The 18665-nt window shown below is 67.1% G+C and carries 22 protein-coding genes; 8 read left to right on the top strand and 14 right to left on the bottom strand.

What is annotated here, in order from left to right; genetic code table 11:
* The 3 genes from ACJH6H_RS10520 to ACJH6H_RS10530 form a co-directional block, all read right to left on the bottom strand.
* Entirely contained in the window at positions 1-939 is a 939-nt protein-coding gene (locus ACJH6H_RS10520; protein WP_226518487.1) for a M48 family metalloprotease, read from the bottom strand.
* Entirely contained in the window at positions 936-1310 is a 375-nt protein-coding gene (locus ACJH6H_RS10525) for a BlaI/MecI/CopY family transcriptional regulator (RefSeq protein ID WP_226518488.1), read from the bottom strand. Before ACJH6H_RS10525 ends, ACJH6H_RS10520 begins: the two co-directional genes overlap by 4 nt.
* A gap of 143 nt (positions 1311-1453) precedes the next feature.
* On the bottom strand, positions 1454-2047 hold the full coding sequence (locus ACJH6H_RS10530; protein ID WP_226518489.1) for a TetR/AcrR family transcriptional regulator: 594 nt from the start codon (positions 2045-2047) through the stop codon (positions 1454-1456).
* Positions 2048-2116: 69 nt separating this feature from the next.
* Between ACJH6H_RS10530 and ACJH6H_RS10535 the strand changes: the two genes are divergently transcribed.
* Together ACJH6H_RS10535 and ACJH6H_RS10540 are read left to right on the top strand one after the other, a co-directional pair.
* Positions 2117-2500, top strand: a complete 384-nt coding sequence (locus ACJH6H_RS10535; protein WP_293019888.1) for a hypothetical protein — start codon at positions 2117-2119, stop codon at positions 2498-2500.
* Entirely contained in the window at positions 2491-3834 is a 1344-nt protein-coding gene (locus ACJH6H_RS10540) for a cytochrome P450 (RefSeq protein ID WP_226518491.1), read from the top strand. Before ACJH6H_RS10535 ends, ACJH6H_RS10540 begins: the two co-directional genes overlap by 10 nt.
* Positions 3835-3840: 6 nt before the next feature.
* Here the strand turns inward: ACJH6H_RS10540 and ACJH6H_RS10545 are convergent, their stop codons facing one another.
* Positions 3841-4401 carry a DUF1942 domain-containing protein gene (locus ACJH6H_RS10545; protein ID WP_226522170.1) on the bottom strand — a complete coding sequence of 187 codons (561 nt, stop codon included), beginning with the start codon at positions 4399-4401 and terminating at the stop codon, positions 3841-3843.
* A 110-nt stretch (positions 4402-4511) separates the two neighbouring features.
* Positions 4512-5195 (bottom strand): PAS and ANTAR domain-containing protein, encoded by a 684-nt coding sequence (locus tag ACJH6H_RS10550; protein WP_226518492.1) that lies wholly within the window; start codon positions 5193-5195, stop codon positions 4512-4514.
* Between the two features lie 149 nt (positions 5196-5344).
* Here ACJH6H_RS10550 and ACJH6H_RS10555 point away from each other — a divergent pair, with 149 nt between their 5' ends.
* Positions 5345-6076 (top strand): Crp/Fnr family transcriptional regulator, encoded by a 732-nt coding sequence (locus tag ACJH6H_RS10555; protein WP_226518493.1) that lies wholly within the window; start codon positions 5345-5347, stop codon positions 6074-6076.
* Here ACJH6H_RS10555 and ACJH6H_RS10560 read toward each other — a convergent pair.
* Positions 6073-6537, bottom strand: a complete 465-nt coding sequence (locus ACJH6H_RS10560; RefSeq protein ID WP_406774816.1) for a hypothetical protein — start codon at positions 6535-6537, stop codon at positions 6073-6075. The genes ACJH6H_RS10555 and ACJH6H_RS10560 overlap by 4 nt on opposite strands.
* A 282-nt stretch (positions 6538-6819) precedes the next feature.
* Here ACJH6H_RS10560 and ACJH6H_RS10565 point away from each other — a divergent pair, with 282 nt between their 5' ends.
* Entirely contained in the window at positions 6820-8079 is a 1260-nt protein-coding gene (locus tag ACJH6H_RS10565; protein ID WP_226518495.1) for a cytochrome P450, read from the top strand.
* On the opposite strand, the gene ACJH6H_RS10570 is transcribed toward ACJH6H_RS10565, so the two are convergent.
* On the bottom strand, positions 8051-8392 hold the full coding sequence (locus tag ACJH6H_RS10570; protein ID WP_226518496.1) for a hypothetical protein: 342 nt from the start codon (positions 8390-8392) through the stop codon (positions 8051-8053). The genes ACJH6H_RS10565 and ACJH6H_RS10570 overlap by 29 nt on opposite strands.
* A 139-nt stretch (positions 8393-8531) precedes the next feature.
* Here ACJH6H_RS10570 and ACJH6H_RS10575 point away from each other — a divergent pair, with 139 nt between their 5' ends.
* Positions 8532-9269, top strand: a complete 738-nt coding sequence (locus ACJH6H_RS10575) for a helix-turn-helix domain-containing protein (RefSeq protein WP_226522171.1) — start codon at positions 8532-8534, stop codon at positions 9267-9269.
* On the opposite strand, the gene ACJH6H_RS10580 is transcribed toward ACJH6H_RS10575, so the two are convergent.
* Positions 9259-10023: a L,D-transpeptidase family protein gene (locus ACJH6H_RS10580; RefSeq protein ID WP_406774817.1), complete on the bottom strand. Its 765-nt coding sequence runs from the start codon at positions 10021-10023 to the stop codon at positions 9259-9261. The two genes, ACJH6H_RS10575 and ACJH6H_RS10580, sit on opposite strands and share 11 nt — an antisense overlap.
* A 104-nt stretch (positions 10024-10127) precedes the next feature.
* Complete coding sequence (locus ACJH6H_RS10585; protein ID WP_226518497.1) at positions 10128-11429, bottom strand: hypothetical protein; 1302 nt, start codon at positions 11427-11429, stop codon at positions 10128-10130.
* Between the two features lie 381 nt (positions 11430-11810).
* On the opposite strand from ACJH6H_RS10585, the gene ACJH6H_RS10590 reads away from it, so the two are divergent.
* On the top strand, positions 11811-12017 hold the full coding sequence (locus ACJH6H_RS10590; protein ID WP_226518498.1) for a hypothetical protein: 207 nt from the start codon (positions 11811-11813) through the stop codon (positions 12015-12017).
* A 3-nt stretch (positions 12018-12020) separates the two neighbouring features.
* Here the strand turns inward: ACJH6H_RS10590 and ACJH6H_RS10595 are convergent, their stop codons facing one another.
* Positions 12021-12878: a cytochrome c biogenesis CcdA family protein gene (locus tag ACJH6H_RS10595; protein ID WP_226518499.1), complete on the bottom strand. Its 858-nt coding sequence runs from the start codon at positions 12876-12878 to the stop codon at positions 12021-12023.
* Positions 12875-13327 (bottom strand): redoxin domain-containing protein, encoded by a 453-nt coding sequence (locus ACJH6H_RS10600; protein ID WP_064859373.1) that lies wholly within the window; start codon positions 13325-13327, stop codon positions 12875-12877. Before ACJH6H_RS10600 ends, ACJH6H_RS10595 begins: the two co-directional genes overlap by 4 nt.
* A 191-nt stretch (positions 13328-13518) precedes the next feature.
* On the opposite strand from ACJH6H_RS10600, the gene ACJH6H_RS10605 reads away from it, so the two are divergent.
* On the top strand, positions 13519-13935 hold the full coding sequence (locus ACJH6H_RS10605) for a DUF6188 family protein (RefSeq protein WP_064859370.1): 417 nt from the start codon (positions 13519-13521) through the stop codon (positions 13933-13935).
* 13 nt (positions 13936-13948) lie between these two features.
* On the opposite strand, the gene ACJH6H_RS10610 is transcribed toward ACJH6H_RS10605, so the two are convergent.
* Positions 13949-15877, bottom strand: coding sequence for a flavin-containing monooxygenase (locus ACJH6H_RS10610; RefSeq protein ID WP_406774818.1), 1929 nt, complete (start codon positions 15875-15877; stop codon positions 13949-13951).
* Between the two features lie 81 nt (positions 15878-15958).
* Here ACJH6H_RS10610 and ACJH6H_RS10615 point away from each other — a divergent pair, with 81 nt between their 5' ends.
* Entirely contained in the window at positions 15959-17242 is a 1284-nt protein-coding gene (locus ACJH6H_RS10615; protein ID WP_406774819.1) for a cytochrome P450, read from the top strand.
* A 4-nt stretch (positions 17243-17246) separates the two neighbouring features.
* On the opposite strand, the gene ACJH6H_RS10620 is transcribed toward ACJH6H_RS10615, so the two are convergent.
* Positions 17247-17633, bottom strand: coding sequence for a cupredoxin domain-containing protein (locus ACJH6H_RS10620; RefSeq protein WP_406774820.1), 387 nt, complete (start codon positions 17631-17633; stop codon positions 17247-17249).
* The gene (locus ACJH6H_RS10625; RefSeq protein WP_406774821.1) at positions 17630-18541 is read right to left on the bottom strand and encodes a dienelactone hydrolase family protein; all 912 of its coding nucleotides are present in this window, start codon (positions 18539-18541) and stop codon (positions 17630-17632) included. Before ACJH6H_RS10625 ends, ACJH6H_RS10620 begins: the two co-directional genes overlap by 4 nt.
* Between the last annotated feature and the right edge of the window lie 124 nt (positions 18542-18665).

Consider the following 18665-nt stretch of genomic DNA (forward strand, 5'->3'; position numbering starts at 1 on the left):
TCACGCGACCATCAGGACGCAGGTCCCCAGGCCCACGGCAACCCACAACGGTGCGGCGATGAAGGCGCACGACGACGCGGCGAGAGTGATGCGGCTGCCCCAGCGTTGCGTGGCGGTACCCGGTCGGTGAAGCCGGTTGATGCGGCCCACGATCCCGATTCCGTTGGCGCCCAACGCCCCAACCGGCATCGGACCCCCGCCGGCCAGGGCGAGCATCGCCGCCAACAGCACCGGGGTTCCGTGGCGCCGGGCGGCGGCATCATCTGCGCACATTTCCACCAATTGGGCGATGTCGGCGTGTGCGACAGTGAACAGCTTCATTCTGGGCATCGCCGCGGCAAGAGCTTTGGTGACCGCGATCAGTCCGTGATGCCCGCCCGAGACGTGGGCGCGTTCATGGTCCAGGACTGCCAGCAATTGGGGACGGGACAATGCGTCCAGCGCCGCACTGGTCACCACGACCACACCGGCCTTGCCACCGACGCAGTAGACCAGTTTGTTGGGCGCCTCGACGAGGATGCCGTCGAGGCCGGCGAGCTGTCGGCCCACCATGCGTGCCGACTCGGCGTGACGGCGACCGCGCACGCGCCCGCCGTGCATCACCCGGATGACGCGGACCGCCGCAACGACAGCGACGGTAAGCGAGAGGGTGGCCAGCACGGCTTCGATGAGCAGTCCGGTGCCGGTACTGACGGAAAAGAGCCGCGCCAGACACACCGACAGGCCCATCGGGTCGGGTTGGCGCCAGTTGTCCACGACGTCGACGGTCATGCCGACCGCGCCGGCCGTCCAACTCGTCACAACGCTGCCCACGACTGCGAGCCACGCCGCGACGGCGGCGCGCGGGGCCCAACCCGTCCGCGCCGGCCACGACAGCAGGGGCGGCGCGACAGTGGCCGCCAGTACCGCATAGAGCAGTAGGCAGGCCGCGACACTCACGGTTTGGTCTTTCGGGTTCGCGAACGCTGCAGCACTTTACGCAGTTGTGTGGATTCGTCGTCGGAGATGTGGTCGAGGAAATGCGTGAGAACGAGTTCGGTGCTGCCGCCGGCGTCGAGAGCTTCGCGCATCAGTTGGGCGCTGTATTGCTCGCGCGTCATGGCTGGGGCGTAGAGGTACGCTTTGCCGCTGCGCTCGCGCGTCAGCCAGCCCTTGCCGTGCAGGTTGTCCATGGTCGACATCACGGTTGTATAGGCGATCTCACGGTCCGTAAGCAGTTCCTCGAAGACCTCCCGCACGGACGTGGCGCCCGCGCGGGTCCACAGCCGATCCATCACGACCTTCTCCAGATCACCGAATCCGCGTGCCACTGAATCCCTTTCCCACCGTGACTGCGAGGCGCAGGCGTCCGCGACTCGCCACGCACGTGGCCCGGCCGAACCGCCCGATTTACGCAGTTCGACAGTAGTCGCGAGCGATCGGAGTCGCCACCACGACCAGCGGGCGCCGCCGGCTACGACGCGGCAATGGCACCAAGTGCTGCCAGTGCGTCCACGATCTCCTCGGCGTTCGGGGTTGCGGCGGGGTCCGCGATCCACTGGACCATGAGCCCGTCGATGACCGCGAGGGTGACCGATGTGATCACCTTGAGGTTCAGTGACGTATCACCGTCACGCGGCGAAAGGGCCTGGCGGGTTAGTTCTTCGGCGCGATCCCGCACCCGCGCGTATCCGTCGGCAAGCGCGGCGCGGATGGTGTCCGATCGCAATGCCGGCGCCCAGGATTCAATGCAGGAAACGACCGCGGGGCGCGTTTCGGCGAAGCTGTCAACGGTGGCGCGGAAGATGCCGACCAATTGCTCGCGCAAACTGCCGCCCTCGCCACCTGCGGCGAGCGCCGCTTCGAGACGTTCGGTCCAGCCCTCGAAGCACGCGGTCAGGGCCTGTTCGAGAAGCTGGTCCTTGCCGCCGAAGTGGTAGTTGATCGATGCGACATTGGCGCCGGCGGCACGGGCGATGTCGCGGGATGACGTGGCCCCGTACCCGAGGGTGCGGATGCACTCCAGCGCACCGCCGAGAAGTTTGTCCCGATTACCCACCGCTTGCATGTTCGGACCTTAGCAGGTAAACATACGTTTGTTGACATAAACATTTGTTTACCAAAGGGGAGGGCGGCGATGACTGTCGTTCGTGGATTGGTCGGCGTATACAACGGCGATGGCGGAGTTCGAGGCGAGCTGGCTTACGTCCTGGGCAAGCTGCGCGGCACGACCGAATGCGCGCTCTGCGAAATCACCCACCGCGGTCTCCGGTCCAACCCGGAGTGGAAGGACGTCGTCTGCAATCTCGCAGTGCCGTTCGACCTGGTACACCGCAACGAACGCACAGCCGAAGTCGCACAGCTGACCGGCGATGCCACCCCCGCTGTCGTCGCGGTCACCGATGACGGACACCGACTCGTCATGGGCCCGAACGATTTCGCCGGCACAGGAACGGACGCGGCCACGTTTGTCCGCGTGCTGCGCGAGCGGGTATCCGAGGCGGGGCTGGCATGGGCGTGACGAGGACGACGCCACGCCAGCGGACGTTGCCGCCCGGCCCCCGGCTTCCGAAGTACCTCCAGAGCATGCTGTACCTGAGGTACCGGGAGTGGTTTCTTCCGCTGTTGCGGAAGCGATTCGGCGATGTCTTCAGCCTGCACGTACCGCCTTATGCCGACGACCTCGTCGTCTTCTCCACGCCTGCGGCCATCGGTGACATCTTCCGGGCCGGCCCGCGCCAGCTGCACGCCGGCGAAGGCAACCAGATTCTCGGGGCAGTGCTGGGCGAGCATTCGGTGCTGCTCGTCGACGAGGAGGCGCATCGCCGGGTGCGCGGACTTCTGATGCCCGCGTTCAACGGCGCAGCCTTGCGTGAATACCGCGCGATGATCACCGATCAGGCTCGGACCGAAGTGACGGCATGGGCGCCGAACACCGACGTCGCCATGCTCACGGCGATGAACCGGCTGACCCTGGAGATCATCATCACGGTCGTGTTCGGGGTCACCGATCCGACGGTCAAGGCCGAACTCGTCGACCGGCTGCGCACCATCATCAACATTTCACCGGCCATCTTCGCAGGATTCAGATTCCCTCTTCTGCAACAGTTTTCGCCCTGGAAGGGTTTCGCAGCCAATCAGCAACGCATCGATGCCATCTTCTACCGCGAGATTCAGTCGCGCCGTACGGCTGTTGATCTCGCCAGTCGCAGCGATGTCCTGTCACGGCTGATCCGAGCCGATGGTGAAGCGATCGGCGACCCGCTGACCGACGCCGAGTTGCGCGACCAGCTGGTGTCGCTGCTGCTCGCCGGTCATGAGACGACCGCCGCCGCACTGGCCTGGACACTGTGGGAACTGGCCTCGCACCCCGAAATTCAGTCCACAGCACGGGCCGCCGCGTACCGCGGCGACGACAAGTACCTCGACGCGGTGTTCCGGGAAGGTCTGCGCCGCCACAGCGTCATCGTCTCCACTGCCCGTAAGCTCACGGAGCCAATGACGATCGGTGGTGAATCGCTCCCCCGCGGAACGGTAGTCAATACGTCAATTCTGTTGGCCCACAAGGATCCTCGAAACCACGCGCAACCGGACCGATTCCGTCCCGAGCGCTTCCTCGGGACGAACCCGCCGCCGAACACCTGGTTGCCGTTCGGAGGCGGCGTCCGCCGCTGTCTGGGCGCCGGGTTCGCCACCACCGAGGCCACCGTCATCCTCACCGAAATTCTGACCCGCTGGGAACTGCGCACCACCAGGCCCGAGGAGCCCGAGCGCGTCCGCAACATCACCACCGTGCCGCGCCACGGCGCGGTACTGCGGATCACCGCCGGCAATTCGGCAACAGGTCAGGATTGAGTCCGGTTATCCGCCCATGCCATTGCGGCCAGGACCACAGCATGCGCAGTCGGGGCCACAGCACGGGCAGTCGTCCATCGGCATGTTCATCATCGGTCCCATTGCGGCCATGTCACACCACATCATCGCAGGTTTGGGGCCACCGGACGAGTAGGACACCATCGCCGGATCGGCGCCGGTGACGTCGAAATACACTTTGCCGGTGGCAGTTTGACCTTCGGCCAGTGTTGCGCCGGACACCCCTGCCGGGCTGGCCAGTTGCCACAACACAGGGTAGCTCCGGTGGTCGGTCCCCATGGCCGAGAAGTTCGGAATCACCGGGGTCACCGCGCCGCTGACCGCCCGGACCGTCACCGTCGCCTCCCACAGCCGCCCTGCCAGGGGGTACCCGGGAGCGGCGTCGGCGCTGGCGTGCAGCCCGGTCAGCGTCCAATCCTGCACCACTGCGCCGCCTGCATCGGTCAGCCGTTGATGTGAGCCCACTTCATGCGGGCATTTTTCGGCAGCCGCACCTGCCGGCGGCGCCCCGAGAGCAGCCAGACCCGCCAATGCCGCTCCCGCCACCATCACCCTTGCCTCAATGCGCACCTGTGCCTCCTCCGACAAATAGATCTACGTACTTACTACGTAGATCTATTTGTACCAGGCCTGTGCGCAGACCTCGCCGGACATCACACCTAGGTAGCAACCGGGTCGGTCGGCAGGAGCAGCCGGTCGATCGTGCTGACGCTCTCGGGCGACAACCCCTCCCGCATGACGGCCTCGAGAAACTGTGTCGCGACGGCCTTGACCTTGACGTGCGTCAGCTGCGAGCGCCACGTCAGGATGTCGAACGCGCGGTCGGCATCGATGCCGTATGCCGCCATCAGGATGCCCTTGGCCTGCTCGATGATGGCGCGGGACTTCACGACCTCTTTGATCTCCGAGGTGAGGTCGGCTTGCATGGTCTCGGTGACATCGACGTAGTAGCCCTGCGTCCCGATCACCCGACCCGACTCGTCGGTCACGTGGTCACCGACCACCACCATCCAGTGGGTCTTGCCATCGACGTCGATGATCCGGTGCCGACTGCTGAACAGGCCTCCCGACCGCACGCGGTCCAGGATTTCTGCCACCCGGGCCCGGTCGTCAGGGTGCTTGTGGCTCAGCAGCAACTCGGTCGTGGGCTCCACCTGTCCTGGCGCGTAGCCGTGCATGCGGGCCACCTCTGCGGACCACACCCACCGCTGATCGGCGACGAAGAACTTGAATCCCCCGGCCTTCGGCGAATCCCCGCCGGCCAGTACCGCGGCGACCTCCCAGTGCTCGGACGCGTTGTCGGCATCGGCGGCATCGGCGGCATCGGCCAGTGCATCAGGCATACAGAACCAATCGTCGATCTCTATGAGGGCTAAGCCGGGCCGCGCTGACGGTCGGCCCGCAAATACTAGCCGCTATGTCAGCTCTCTGACATAGCAAACGCCAAAGTGGCGAGTTCATATCGGCACGGCACACCTGTCGAGTAGCTTGCATGAGTGGGCTTGGGGGTTCGGTGAGCGATCTGCACCGCAACGCGGTGCTTGCAACCTTCGACAGCGACCGCCTCGATCGATTGCTGCCGCACATCCAGGTCGACTTCAGCCCCATCGGCCACGTCGCGCAACGGGCCGGAACCCCGTTGAGCCACATCCACTTTCCCCTCGACTCGGTCTATTCGGTGCTGGCCGAATCCGAACACGGCACCGGTATCGAAGTGGGAACCGTCGGATCAGAAGGCCTGGTCGGCATCGCCGGTCACCTGGGTGCCCGCAACAGCCGCCAGACCGTCATCTGCTGGTGTGCCGGCGACACCGCCTACGTACCGGTTGCCGAATTTCTCCGGGCGACCACAGAAGGGGGTCCGTGGCACGACGCGATCGACAGGTTCACCGACTATCTGCTCATCCAGACGGCCCAGAACGTGCTGTGCATCAGCCAGCACTCGGTGCGGGCACGGCTGGCGCGCTGGCTCCTGGCCGCCCATGACCGATACGACTGCCAACAATTCTCGAGCACCCAGGAAAGCCTGTCGCAGATGCTGGGTGTGCAGCGTCCGACCATCTCGGACACGGCGGCGCGGATGCAGCGCGAGGGTTTGATCACCTACCGGCGCGGCAACATCGAGATCGTCGACCGCGTCGGACTCCGGCAGATCGCGTGCGAGTGCTATCGGATTGTCGACCAGGCACTCACGGCCGTGCGCGACGCGGGCCGGCCGAACTAGCCGACCGGGTCCTCCGGCGCGGGCGCCGGAGCTGCGACCGGTGCCTGCGGACCGGCGGGCATCCCCGCGGGCGGTGCCGCGTCGGCGTCCATCGGGCGCTGCGCCAGCAGCACGAGGGCCTGCTTCGGGCTGATCTCGCGTTCCTGGACGGCGTGCCACACATCGCGCAGATACGACAGCTGGTCGGTGTCCTGCGAACCTTCCGCAGTGGTCGTGGTGTACGGCGGCAGATTCTCGGGACTGGACAGGTGCGGCACCGGTGCGGCGTTCGCCACCGGGACCGGCTTCCCGACCGGAGCCGGCTTGGGAGCCACGGGCGGCGGCGGATCGATCGGCGCGGCCGAGAGGTCGACCGGCGCGGTGTCGTCGGCCCACGCGGCGGCGGCCGGCGTGACCGGCAGCAGCAACGCTGCGCAGGCCAGACCTACGGCGCGGAATTTGACGCTGTCCAGGATTCTCATGTGTTGCCCTCCCGTCCGTCTCCGGTAACCAATGGTGCTACAGGTGACTGCGGTATTGCTGGGAATTTGCCGGATCAATGTGGTGCGGCCGTACGAATCCCGGCTGGCGTCCCGCGCCGCGGCGGACCTGCAACAGCCGGATCGGCTACGACGAATAGTGCCCGTACGTTCGGCGGGCATCGCCATTCGCCCAGAATCCGGGCCGAATTATCGGCATAACCTTGCGGCTCCGACCGGCACGCGGTACTAAATTGGAACACGTTGCAGAGTGAGGAGCGTCACATGGCGGCACCCAACATCCCAGCGGGATTCGACTTCACCGACCCCGACATCTACGCGCAGCGGCTGCCGGTCACGGAGCTGGCCGAACTGCGCCACGTCGCGCCGATCTGGTGGAACGAACAGCCCATGGGCAAGGGTGGCTTCGACGACGGTGGCTACTGGGTGGTGACGCGGCACAAAGACGTCAAGGAGGTGTCGCGCCGCAGCGACGTGTTCTCCAGCCAGGTGAAGACGGCCATCCCGCGGTACCAGGACGGCACTGTCACCGAGCAGATCGAGCGCGGCAAATTCGTGCTGCTCAACATGGACGCGCCACACCACACCCACCTGCGCAAGATCATCTCCCGCATGTTCACGCCGCGGGCCATCGAACTACTGCGCGACGAACTGAGCCGGCGCGCACAACAGATCGTGCAGGAGGCAGCCACGCAGGGCTACGGCGATTTCGTCGAGCAGGTGTCGTGTGAGCTGCCGCTGCAGGCCATCGCCGGACTGATGGGCGTGCCGCAGGAAGACCGGAAGAAGCTGTTCCACTGGTCCAATCAGATGGTCGGCGACATGGACCCCGAATTCGCCGGCAATGACGCCATCACGGCGTCGGTCGAACTGATCATGTATGGCATGGCCATGGCCGCCGACCGGGGCGCCAACCCGCGCGACGATCTGGTGACCCGGCTGGTGCAGGCCGACGTCGAGGGACACAAGCTCTCGGACGACGAGTTCGGATTCTTCGTCATCCTGCTGGCGGTGGCGGGCAATGAGACGACCCGCAACACCATCACGCAGGGCATGATGGCCTTCGCCGAGCACCCGGACCAGTGGGAACTGTTCAAGCGCGAACGCCCGGCGACGGCAGCCGACGAGATCGTCCGCTGGGCGACGCCGGTCACCTCGTTCCAGCGCACCGCGACGCAGGACACCGAACTCAGCGGAGTGCCGATCAAGAAGGGCCAGCGGGTGGTGATGTTCTACCGGTCGGCCAACTTCGATGAAGAGGTGTTCGACGACCCGTACACGTTCAACATCATGCGTGATCCGAACCCGCACGTCGGCTTCGGCGGGACCGGCGCCCACTACTGCATCGGGGCGAACCTGGCCCGCATGACGATCGACCTGATGTTCAACGCGATCGCCGACCACCTGCCGGACCTGCGTCCGCTCAGCGAGCCGGAGCGGCTGCGGTCCGGCTGGCTGAACGGCATCAAGCACTGGCAGGTCGACTACACCGGCGCTAACGCGAAACCAGCTGTCGCGCAGTGATCTTGGGCCCGCCCGGATAGTCGAGCAGGGACTGCCAGTAGTCGTCGGACAGCTCCTCGCCGGAGCGCAGCACCATGGCGAGGCCCGTCGCCATCGCGACACCGAGCAGGCCCAGCCACAAGCCGGTGACGGCGATGACCACCCACAGCACGGTCGTCAGCACGGGCCAGGGCGACACCAGCATCAACACCGGCGCGAAGAAGAATCCGGTACCGACGTACCACGCCGATCCGGTTCGGTCGGCCGCCATGACGGCACGCAGCCACACTGGCGGGGACTGCGGCGGTGGTTGGGTTGTGTGGTTCGTGCGCATGATTCGAGGCTGTCCGCATCAGGTAATTGCCGCAATTACCTGACAGGTAGTCGCCACCGGGACGGCCAACCGCGACACTGGGATCGTGACCGCCGCCAGCGCTGCCCCGACACGATCGCCGCAACCTTTCGGAACGCTGATGCGGCAGTGGCGCCAGCGGCGGCGCATCAGCCAGCTCGACCTGGCGATCGAGGCCGACGTCTCGGCGCGCCATCTCAGTTTCATCGAGACCGGCCGATCGACGCCGAGCCGCGCCATGGTGCTCAAGCTCGGCAGCGTGCTCGATGTCCCTGCGCGAGAACAGAACCGGCTACTGCTGGCGGCGGGTCATGCGCCCGTGTTCGCCGAGCGGTCACTCGACGATCCGGAGATGAGCGCGGTACGCACCGGGATCGATCGCGTCCTCGCCGCATACGAACCGTTTCCGTGCCTGGCCGTCGACCACCTGTGGAACATCGTCGCCGCCAACGCCGGCATCGCCGTACTGCTCCAGGACGTCGCTCCGCGGTTGCTCGAATCGCCCAACGCGCTTCGCATCTCACTGCACCCAGACGGCCTGGCGCCCCGGATTCGCAATCTCGGCCAGTGGCGGCACCACGTGCTCGGCAGGCTGCGCCGCGAGGTTTCCGCCAGCGCGTCGGAGGAGCTCCACGACCTGCTGACCGAGATCGAGGCCTACCCCGGTGGCGACGTCGACTCGTCCGATCTCGGCGGGGTCGCGGTGCCGCTGGAGGTCGACGGCCCGGACGGCCGGGTACTGACCTTCATCAGCACCGTCACCACTTTCGGCACCGCGCTGGACCTCACGGCGGTGGAGTTGAGCATCGAAGCGTTCCTGCCCGCCGACGAGGTGACGGCGCAGGCGCTCAGGAGTTGATGATGATCGGGTCGCCGATGTTGACCTGGTTGTAGTACCACTGCGCGTTGTCGGTGCTCAGGTTGATGCAGCCGTGACTCACGTTCGAACTGCCTTGCTGCGCAACGGACCACGGCGCCGCGTGCACGTAGACGCCGCCCGAGGTCACCCGCACGGCGTAGTAGACCGTCAGCTTGTAGCCCTCGGGGTCGTTGAGCGGGATGCCGATGGTCCGCGAATCCATGACGACAGGATTCTCCTTCGACATCGCGGTGAACGACCCCACCGGTGTCGGATGCTTGGGCTTGCCCATGGACGCCGGCATCGTCTTCACGACCTGCCCGTCGATGCTCACCGTGAAGGTGTGCCCGCTGATGCTCGCGACACCGAGGGTGGCCGTGGCGGTCTCGAACGACTGCTTGACCCCGCCGACCGACACCATGATGGACGAGTGCGCCGGCCAGTACGTGCTGGGCGTGAACTGCATCTTGTTGTCCGCGGGCCACGAGAACGTCCCGGCGGGCGCCTTCGTCATCTTCGGCGACGAGAACTCGATGGTCCGCTCGGCGCGTCCCCGGTCTGCGACCGGCCGGCTGAACGTCACCGTGACGGGCATCCCGACACCGACGGCGGGGCCGCCACTCGGGCTGATCGTGGCGACCGGAAGGGACTCGGGCAACGCCGCGACAGCAGCACCCACGGAGCCGCTCAGCATCATCACCGCAGATGCGGCGACGGCCAGCGCATAACGCACAGTTTTGGGCAAGGGGTCCATCCTCCGGTCCGGGATACGTTCACTACATATCGTAGTTCGGCTCCGGACGTTACTTCGGTCAGCCGCACGCGCCCGGCCCGGCGAATGTGGAACGACCTGAGGATTTACTGCGGCGGGGCGGCGGGCTCGGCCGGCGCCGCGGCATCGGCAGGCGCCGGAACGGCCGGTGCCGGGCCGTCCGCCGGTACGGCGACCGCGACCGCGTTGGACGGCATCTCCACCGGCGGGATGTCCGTGGCGGAAGGTGGCACCTCGGCAGGCGGCAGGCCGTCGGGGTGCGCTGCCGGTTCGGGTTCGACGACGGGAGCCGCTTGCGGCTCGACCACCGGCGCATCGGACAGTGGCGCTTCGACGGGTGCCGACAGCTCGGCCGACGGCTCGGCGGCGGGCGCCACGTGCACCGTCGGCGGCTCGACCGGCGCGACGGCCTGCTCGGCGGCCGCGGGCCGCGGGCTCTTGGTGACCGACGTCGACGGAGCGCCGCGCGAGGGCAGGAACTGCAGCGTGACAGCCATCGACACCGATGCCACGAACGCCGTCGACCCGACGGCCAGCATGGTCAGGGGCAGCGCGGGCGAGCTCGGCACCTTCTCCCACCGCGACGAACCGCTCGACCGGTGCCGACCGGCGGGCGCGAACGCGGGTCGCTCGAACTCCTCCTCGAAAGCATCGAACGTCGGGTCCCAGCCGAAATCCTGTCCGGCCCATTCGTCGGGACGCGGCACGTCGCCGAAGTAGTACGGCTCCGACAGGTCCGAGTCGCCCGACCGCACCGACACCAGCGCCGCACCACGGGCGAGGGCCAGATCAGCTTCCTCCGGCGTGAACACCGGCACCGACAGCGCGTCCTGCAGCCCCGGCAGGATGGCCTCGAAGTTACCGGCGGAGCCGATCACCACCAGGGCCTCCGGCTGCCAGTCCGCGCGGGCGAACACCGCGCTGAGCCAGCTGGTGAGCCCCGCTCGCGAGCCGATGGAGTGGTTCACGGCCGTGTGGACGGCGCCGCTGGCCGCGTGCACGATCATGGTGATCGCAAATTCCGGCTCGATCGTGCACACGGCGGTGGTGCCACAGCCCAGCGCGTCGGCGATTCCGCGGACCACCGCCTCGTTCGCCTCCGGGAAGCGCACCGGCACCACATTGTCGAAACCGGACTCCGACAGCGACTGCATGAGCATCGAGGCTTCGGCGTCGGCGTCGTCGCTCCACGTCAGCCCGATCGACTTGAGCCGCAGCCCCCGCGTCGCCGCCAGGGCCTCGCTGCGCAGCACGGCCGCGGTGGCGTCGTCGGAGTTCATGATCTCCACGGCGTCGTGGTCCATGGTGAAACCGTCCACGTCATTGCCCTCGACCAGGACCAGGCCGATGGACGACGGAGTCATGGCCAACCCGAGCACCGCGTCCACGCAAACAACCCCTTCAGAAAAACGCATAACGGCGGCGCACGACCGGCGATGACGCGCGCTTCGGCGTGCGGGAACTATCCGGAATCGCGGTGAGACAAGCCACCCTTTGACCGGTGACTTTACCCGTAACCTGCGCCACAATGCACCCGTCCATAAGCCACCGACCTGCGGTGATTTGCCAGTTGGCCACGGCGCTGTGTTCAAACCGTTATCAGTATTTGCCATCTTCGCCGATGCTGCACGGCGTGGCCCGATTGTGCGCCGCACGTTGAAGGCCGGCCGGCGGAGGTATGCAGTGGCCTAGTTGTGACCTGTCGCTACTGCTTCCCGTGATGGGGCGGCGGGAGAATCGTCGACAAGACCAGCCAGGAGGTCAGCATCATGACGGCACCGCCACTCACCACACCGACTTCGGTGTCCCACGGCGAGGTGGGCGTTCATGTCCGCGGCCTCGGCTGCTCCTACGCCACCTGCACCTGCGGCTGGACCGCACGACCCCGGCACCTGCGGGCCTCTGCCGAGCAAGACGCCTGGGCACACTCCATCGAATCCGGCTGCGCGCTGGCCTTCCCGCTCGTCAACCGGTAGCGCTCAGCTGTCGCGGCCGCGGGCGACGTTGCGTCGTCGCCGGTTCCGGATACCCAGGATGACGGCCACGCCGGCTGCGATAACTGCCGCGGCGGCCAGTGGCCACGGCAGGCGGTACGCCCAGCCGGCGAGTTGCTGCTGGATCCGGCCGGCGACCGCGATCACCGGATCGGTCCCGACACTCCCCCGCAATCTCAACTCGTAGCCGCCGTAGTAGGCGACGTAGAGACCCGAAATCACCAGCAGGACACCGCCGATCATCGGTGCCCAGCGCGTCCAGCCCCGCAACCGGTCCGCAACCGCCGACCCGGACACCGCCGCGGTCACCGCCAGCACCCCGACGAGGGCCGCGAAGCCGGCGACGTAGGCGCCCAGATAGCCGGCCGACGCACCGATGTTCTTGTCCCGCAAGCCGATCCCGGTCACCGCCAGAAACGGGGCGATGGTGCAGGACACCGATACCAGCGCGTACGCGATGCCGTAACCGAACATCGACCCGAGCCGGGCGTCGGGTGCGCCGGCCGCCGCCGCCCCCGCCAACCGCAACGACAACAGGGGCCGGCCCAGCACCTGACCCACCCCGACTATCACCAGGACGACGCCGATCAGCAGCGTCGCCACCGGCAGGTATCGCTGCACCAGGTCGGCGACCGACACGGCCAGCACCCCGAACGCGGCGAAGACCGTCGCGAAACCGAGCGCCATCACGATGGTGGCGGTGACCGCACGGATCAGCGCCGGCGCGGGGCCGGTGCGGCCGCCCTGCGTGACCAGCGCCAGATAGCCGGGCAGCATCGCGAAACCGCACGGGTTCAGCGCGGCGACGACGCCCGCCACGAAGGCCAGCGACAGCCCGTTCACCTGGTCAATGCCGAAACCCGTTCGGCCAGTTCCGATTCCGGCATCGCCGACGTCGGATTGTTGACGAACGTCGAGGTGCCGTCGGCCCGGTAGAAGACATAGGCCGGCTGCCAGGGCACCTGGTAGCGCGCCCAGATGGACCCGTCGGCGTCGTTGATGGTCGGGAAGTTCAGTCCGTACTTGCCGGCGAAGGCGCTCATCGCGCCCGGGTCGGCGTGCGCCGCGATCCCGACGAACGCGACGTTCGGATTGGCCGCTGCCACCGCATGCACGCCGGGGGCCTCGGCGTTGCAGAACGGGCACCACGGCGTCCAGAACCACAGCACCGCCGGACGCCCGGCCAGGCTCGCGCCGTTGAACGTCCCACCGCTGAGCAGGGCGCCGGTGAATTGCAGCCGGTCGTCGGCGCGGGCTTTCGGGACGCTCACGCTCGTCAGGACCAGCAACATGAGCGCCGCGACGATCGTGACGGCCAGGCGCCAGACCGCGGTGTGCGGCAGTCGGTATGTCGACGGCGATGCGATGGTGACCATGGTCAGTACCTCCAGTTCAGCCGACCGGTATCAGGTACACGTACCCCGTACCGGACGAGTTCACCGCACGATGTTGCGCACCGGGCCAGGTCGTAACACAGTGGGTTATGACCGAACAGTGGATAACAGGATGCGCAGTGCAGCGGATCTCCTTCCGCGACGGACTGGTGCTGGACATGGAGGACTACAACGAGCTCGTCATCTCGGCACCGCTGGCCCTGACCCTGCCTGCCACCGAGACCGACCCGCAGGAGGTCGTCGCGATCAACCCGGCCGACGTGCGCAAGCAGGAACGGCCGTTGTTCGATTTCGCCGGCCAGAAGTGCACGCACGCCGAGTGGGATGACAACGGCAGCCTGCATCTGGCGTTCGCCGACGGACACCGCATCGACGTGCCCACCGACCAGGAGCACACCTCGTGGGAGCTCTACGGCAAGCACCACGGCTACGCCGCGTGCCTGCCCCACGGGCGGGTGCGGGTCGTCCGGCACGATCTGCCGGACGACGAGGCCGTCAACACCTGACCGCGCGGGCCGCTCACCCGAAGGTGTAGTCCTCCGGGTCGGCGTTCCGCGTCCAGGTCCAGTAGTCGACCAGCCGCCACGGGCTGAGCGTGTAGACGTCGCCGTCGGCGTTCTTGTAGAACGAGTGCTTGATGGACGGCTGCGACCACACCATGGTGCGCATCTCGGCCTGGCTGCGCTGCACCCAGTCGTCGAGCTTCTCGGGCCGCGGTTCCATCCACCGACCGTGACCGGCCAGCAGTAGGTCCAAACACTCTGAGATGTAACGCATCTGGCATTCCGAATGGAAGATCAGGCTGCCGCCACTGGCGAGGTTGGTGCCGGGACCGTACATGCAGAAGAAGTTCGGGAAGCCCGGGACCGTGATGCCGAGATATGCCGTGGGCCGTTCACCCCACTGCTCGGCCAGGACCCGGCCGTCGCGGCCGACGATGGTCATGGGCCACAGCACCTTTCCGGCGTGAAATCCGGTGGCGTACACGATCACATCGGCGGGATGTCGCTGCCCGTCGGCCGTCACGACGGCGTCGTGCTCGATGCGCGCGATGGGCGTGCGGATGAGTTCGACGTGGTCCTGAGTCAGCGTCTGGAGCCAGCTGCCGTTGTCCTGCAATGTCCGCTTACCGGTCGCCGGATAGTCCGGGATGACCTTCGCCAGCAGGTCCGGATCGTCACCGATCTGGCCTTTGATCCACTCGGTGAACATGATTCGGGTGACGTCGTTGATCTCACTGACCGCGCGCCCCTGGTCCGGGTAGTCCGGGTCGACGCGGGCCGCGGCCAGGCCCTTGTCGCAGCCGGGCCAGAACAGCAGGAAGCGGTACCAGCGTCCGTAGAACGGCAGGTGCTTCAGTGCCCACTTGACGCCGTCGCCGACCATGGCGTGGTAGTTGGGGTTGGGGAACATCCATTGCGCGGTTCGCTGAAAGATATTGAGCGAAGCCACTTTTCCGGCGATCGACGGCGCTATCTGAAAGCCGCTGGCACCGGCGCCGACCATCGCGACATGCTTGCCGGTGAGGTCGACGTCGTGATCCCACTGCGCCGAATGGAATGACGGGCCCGCGAAGTCGGCGCGCCCCGAGATGGGCGGCAGATAAGGCCGATTGAGTTGCCCGACGGCGCTGATCACGGCGCGCGCCGAGACCGTGTCCGACGTGCCGTCCGCGTTGCGGACGGTGACCTGCCACAGCGCGGTCGCCTCATCACATCGTGCGCCGGTGACCTCGGTTTCGAACCGGACGTGCGGGCGGATGCCGTACTTGTCCAGGATGCGTTCGAAATACGCCTGCAGTTCGGGTTGTTCGGCGAAGAACTGCGTCCAGTGGTCGCTGGGTTCGAAGCTGTAGCAGTAGAAGTGATTTCCGACATCGACACGGGCGCCGGGATAGCTGTTGTGCCACCAGGTGCCACCGACACCGGCGGCGCGTTCGATGATGGTGAACGGAATTCCGGCCTCTTTCAAGCGGATACCGGCGAGCAGTCCCGATTCGCCGCAGCCGATGACGACGACCGGAAAGTCCGCGGCCGATTCGGCGTCACGTCCTGCGGCGCCGGCGCGGACGTCCGTACCGTCGAGCTCCATCTCCTCCAGCACCATCGGCACGTATTCGTCGGGGACCGGTTCGCAGACCAGCCACTCCATCATCTCCTTGAGCAGCTCGGCGCCGATCGGTGCCGGCTCGGGGCAGCCGCGGTCGCGGTAGTCGGTGATCACCTTCAGCGCCAGGGTGCGCACCGCCGCTTTGTCGTCCTCGGACATGTAGCCCTGGACCTCGTTGAGGAACAGCCCGGCAGGGCGCAGGGCACCGCGGATCAGCTCCGGATCACCGGACATGTGCACCAGCGACAGCATCAGCGTGGGGATGCTGACGTCCAGCAGAGCGCGGGCGATGTCCTCATCGGAGGTCGTAAACGGTTGTCCTGCATGTGGGTTGCGCACCACAAGGAACTATCACGTCCGGTGGACAGTTCGCAGCCGATTCTCCCGCGGTGCGGTACGACCGGGCTTTACGCTCCGAGGATGGCCATCGCGTTACTCGACAACGGCGCACCGCCGGCGGACCTCGCACTGTCCGACATCGACCTCGGTTCGGTCCGGTTCTGGGGCCGGAACGACGGGTTCCGGGACGGTGCGTTCGCCACGCTGCGTCGCGAGGCACCCATCGCCTTCCACGGCGAACTGGCCCAGGAGGGATTTGAAACGGGCCCCGGCCACTGGGCCCTCACGCGCTACGACGACGTGTACTTCGCCAGTCGCCACCCACACATCTTCAGCTCCGCCGACGGCATCACGATCCCCGAGCAGACGCCGGAACTGGCCGAGTATTTCGGCTCGATGATCGTGATGGACGACCCGCGGCACACGCGGCTGCGCAACATCGTGCGCAGCGCGTTCACCCCGAAAGTGGTGGCGCGGACGGAGGCCTCGGTGCGCAACCGGGCGCGGAGCCTGGTCGAGTCGATGATCGAGCGCCATCCCGACGGCCACGGCGACATCGTGGCCGACCTGGCCGGTCCCCTGCCGCTGCAGATCATCTGCGACATGATGGGCATCCCGGAGCCGGATCACGAACGGATCTTCCACTGGACCAACATCATTCTCGGCTTCGGCGATCCCGATCTGACCACCGATTACGAGGAGTTCTTCCGCTGCGCGATGGACATCGGCGGCTATGCCACCGCCTTGGCCGATGACCGGCGCGTCAACCCCCACGACGACCTCACCACCGCCCTGGTGCAGGCCGAGGTCGACGGAGAACGACTCACCTCGAGCGAGGTGGCGTCGTTCTTCATCCTGCTGGTGGTCGCGGGGAACGAAACCACACGCAATGCGATCAGCCATGGGGTACTGACGCTCAGCCGGTTCCCGGAGCAGCGGGGCCAGTGGTGGTCCGACTACGACGCGGTGGCACCCACGGCGGTCGAGGAGATCATCCGCTGGGCCTCCCCCGTCGTGTACATGCGCCGGACCCTGACGCAGGACTTCGAGCTGAGCGGCGTGAAAATGCAAGCCGGGCAGAAGGTTACGCTGTGGTACGGCTCGGCCAACCGGGACGAGGCGAAATTCGACCGCCCGTGGCTGTTCGACGTACACCGCAACCCCAATCCGCACCTGGGCTTCGGCGGCGGTGGCGCACACTTCTGCCTGGGCGCGAATCTGGCCCGTCGCGAGATCGCCGTGGCGTTCGAGGAGATTCACCGCCGCGTACCCGACCTGACGGCCACCGACGAGCCCGACCGGTTGTGGTCGCAGTTCATCCACGGCATCAAGCGCCTGCCGGTCAGCTGGACACCCCCGCGCTGACCGGTTACCGGACGATCAGGACACCGACCATCCCCGGGTGGTACACGCAGAAGTACGGGTAGCGGCCCGGCGTGGTGGGTGCGGTGAACGTCGCCTGCGCGTTGCCGCCGACCTTGACGTCGAACTGCCCCTTCACCTTTGACGTCACGGTATGCGCGACATCGTCACTGTTGACGACGGTGATCTTTGCGCCGGGAGGCACGGTGAGCGGGTCGCCGAAGTTGAGCGCGGTGATGGTGATTGCCGGTCCCTGCACCGGGCCGGTCACCGGCACCGCGCTGGTCGTCGGAGTGCTGTTCGGCGCCGGGACCGGAGCCGAACACGCGGCGGTCACCGCGGTGGCGACTGCCGCGGCAACCACGAGCGCCGCCGGGACGCGTCTCGTCGTCATGCCAGGTACCTCTGCAGCCAGGACTGCGTCTGCGCCCAGGCGTCGGCGGCCGCGGTGGGGTTGTACCGCTGGCCCGAGTCGTTGAAGAACGCATGATCGGCGTCGGGCTCCACGACGATCTGATGAACCATGCCGGCCTGCTCGAGCGCGGCTGCCGCCGCGTCCTTGCTCGCCGTCACGCGCGCGTCCTTGGCGCCGTAAAAGGCCAGCACCGCAGCCTGTTTCGAGCCGGCGAAGTCGTGCGGGTCGGGCAGCGGACCGTAGAACGGCAACGCCGCCGCGAGCCTCGGCTCGCCGGCGGCCAGGAGCTGCCACGTGAGCCCACCGCCGAAGCAGAATCCGAGCACCGCGAGTTTCCCGCCGGGCGTCCGCCGCTGCACTTCGTCGAGCCCGGACCGCAGGTCGGCGACGAACTGGTCGGGCGGAATCTTGCCCAGCGCCGCGGTGGCCTCGGCCGGATCGGCGAAGGCCGCGGTGCCGCCCTGCGCCGACAACAGGTCGATGCCCAGCGCCGAGTACCCGATACCGCCGAGGCGGCCGACCACCGACCGCACCCAATCGTTCAGGCCTTTGTTCTCGTGGATCACCAGGACGCCGCCGCGTGGCTGGGCGGCCGCGGCCCACGATCCCTGCAGCTTGCCGTCGGCCCAGGTGATGGGCGCGGGCTGGATGGCGTTCTCCATACCGGGCGGCGGGCCAGGCTCGGTCGACGGCTTGCCCGACGTCGGGCTCGACGTGGTAGCCGCAGTGGTGCCCCGATTCTCACCGCAGGCCGCGATCAGCGCACTGGCGGCCGCAGTACCCACGCCCAGGAGCGCGAGCCTGCGCAGCGCCTCACGACGGGACAGCAATCCGTCGACGTGGTCGGTGGCGATTTCCTCGGCGATGTACCGCTGCAAGGGGGTCACCCGAGCCAGTATCCGCCCTGATCCCGAGCGACGTCACAAGGTTTCCCCAGGACGAGTAGACATTTTCTAGAAAGTGTTCACTTTTTCATTGACATGGGCCTGACCGGCACGCTTCTATAGTTAG

The organism is Mycobacterium sp. SMC-21, from assembly GCF_045310825.1.
Classification (GTDB): domain Bacteria; phylum Actinomycetota; class Actinomycetes; order Mycobacteriales; family Mycobacteriaceae; genus Mycobacterium.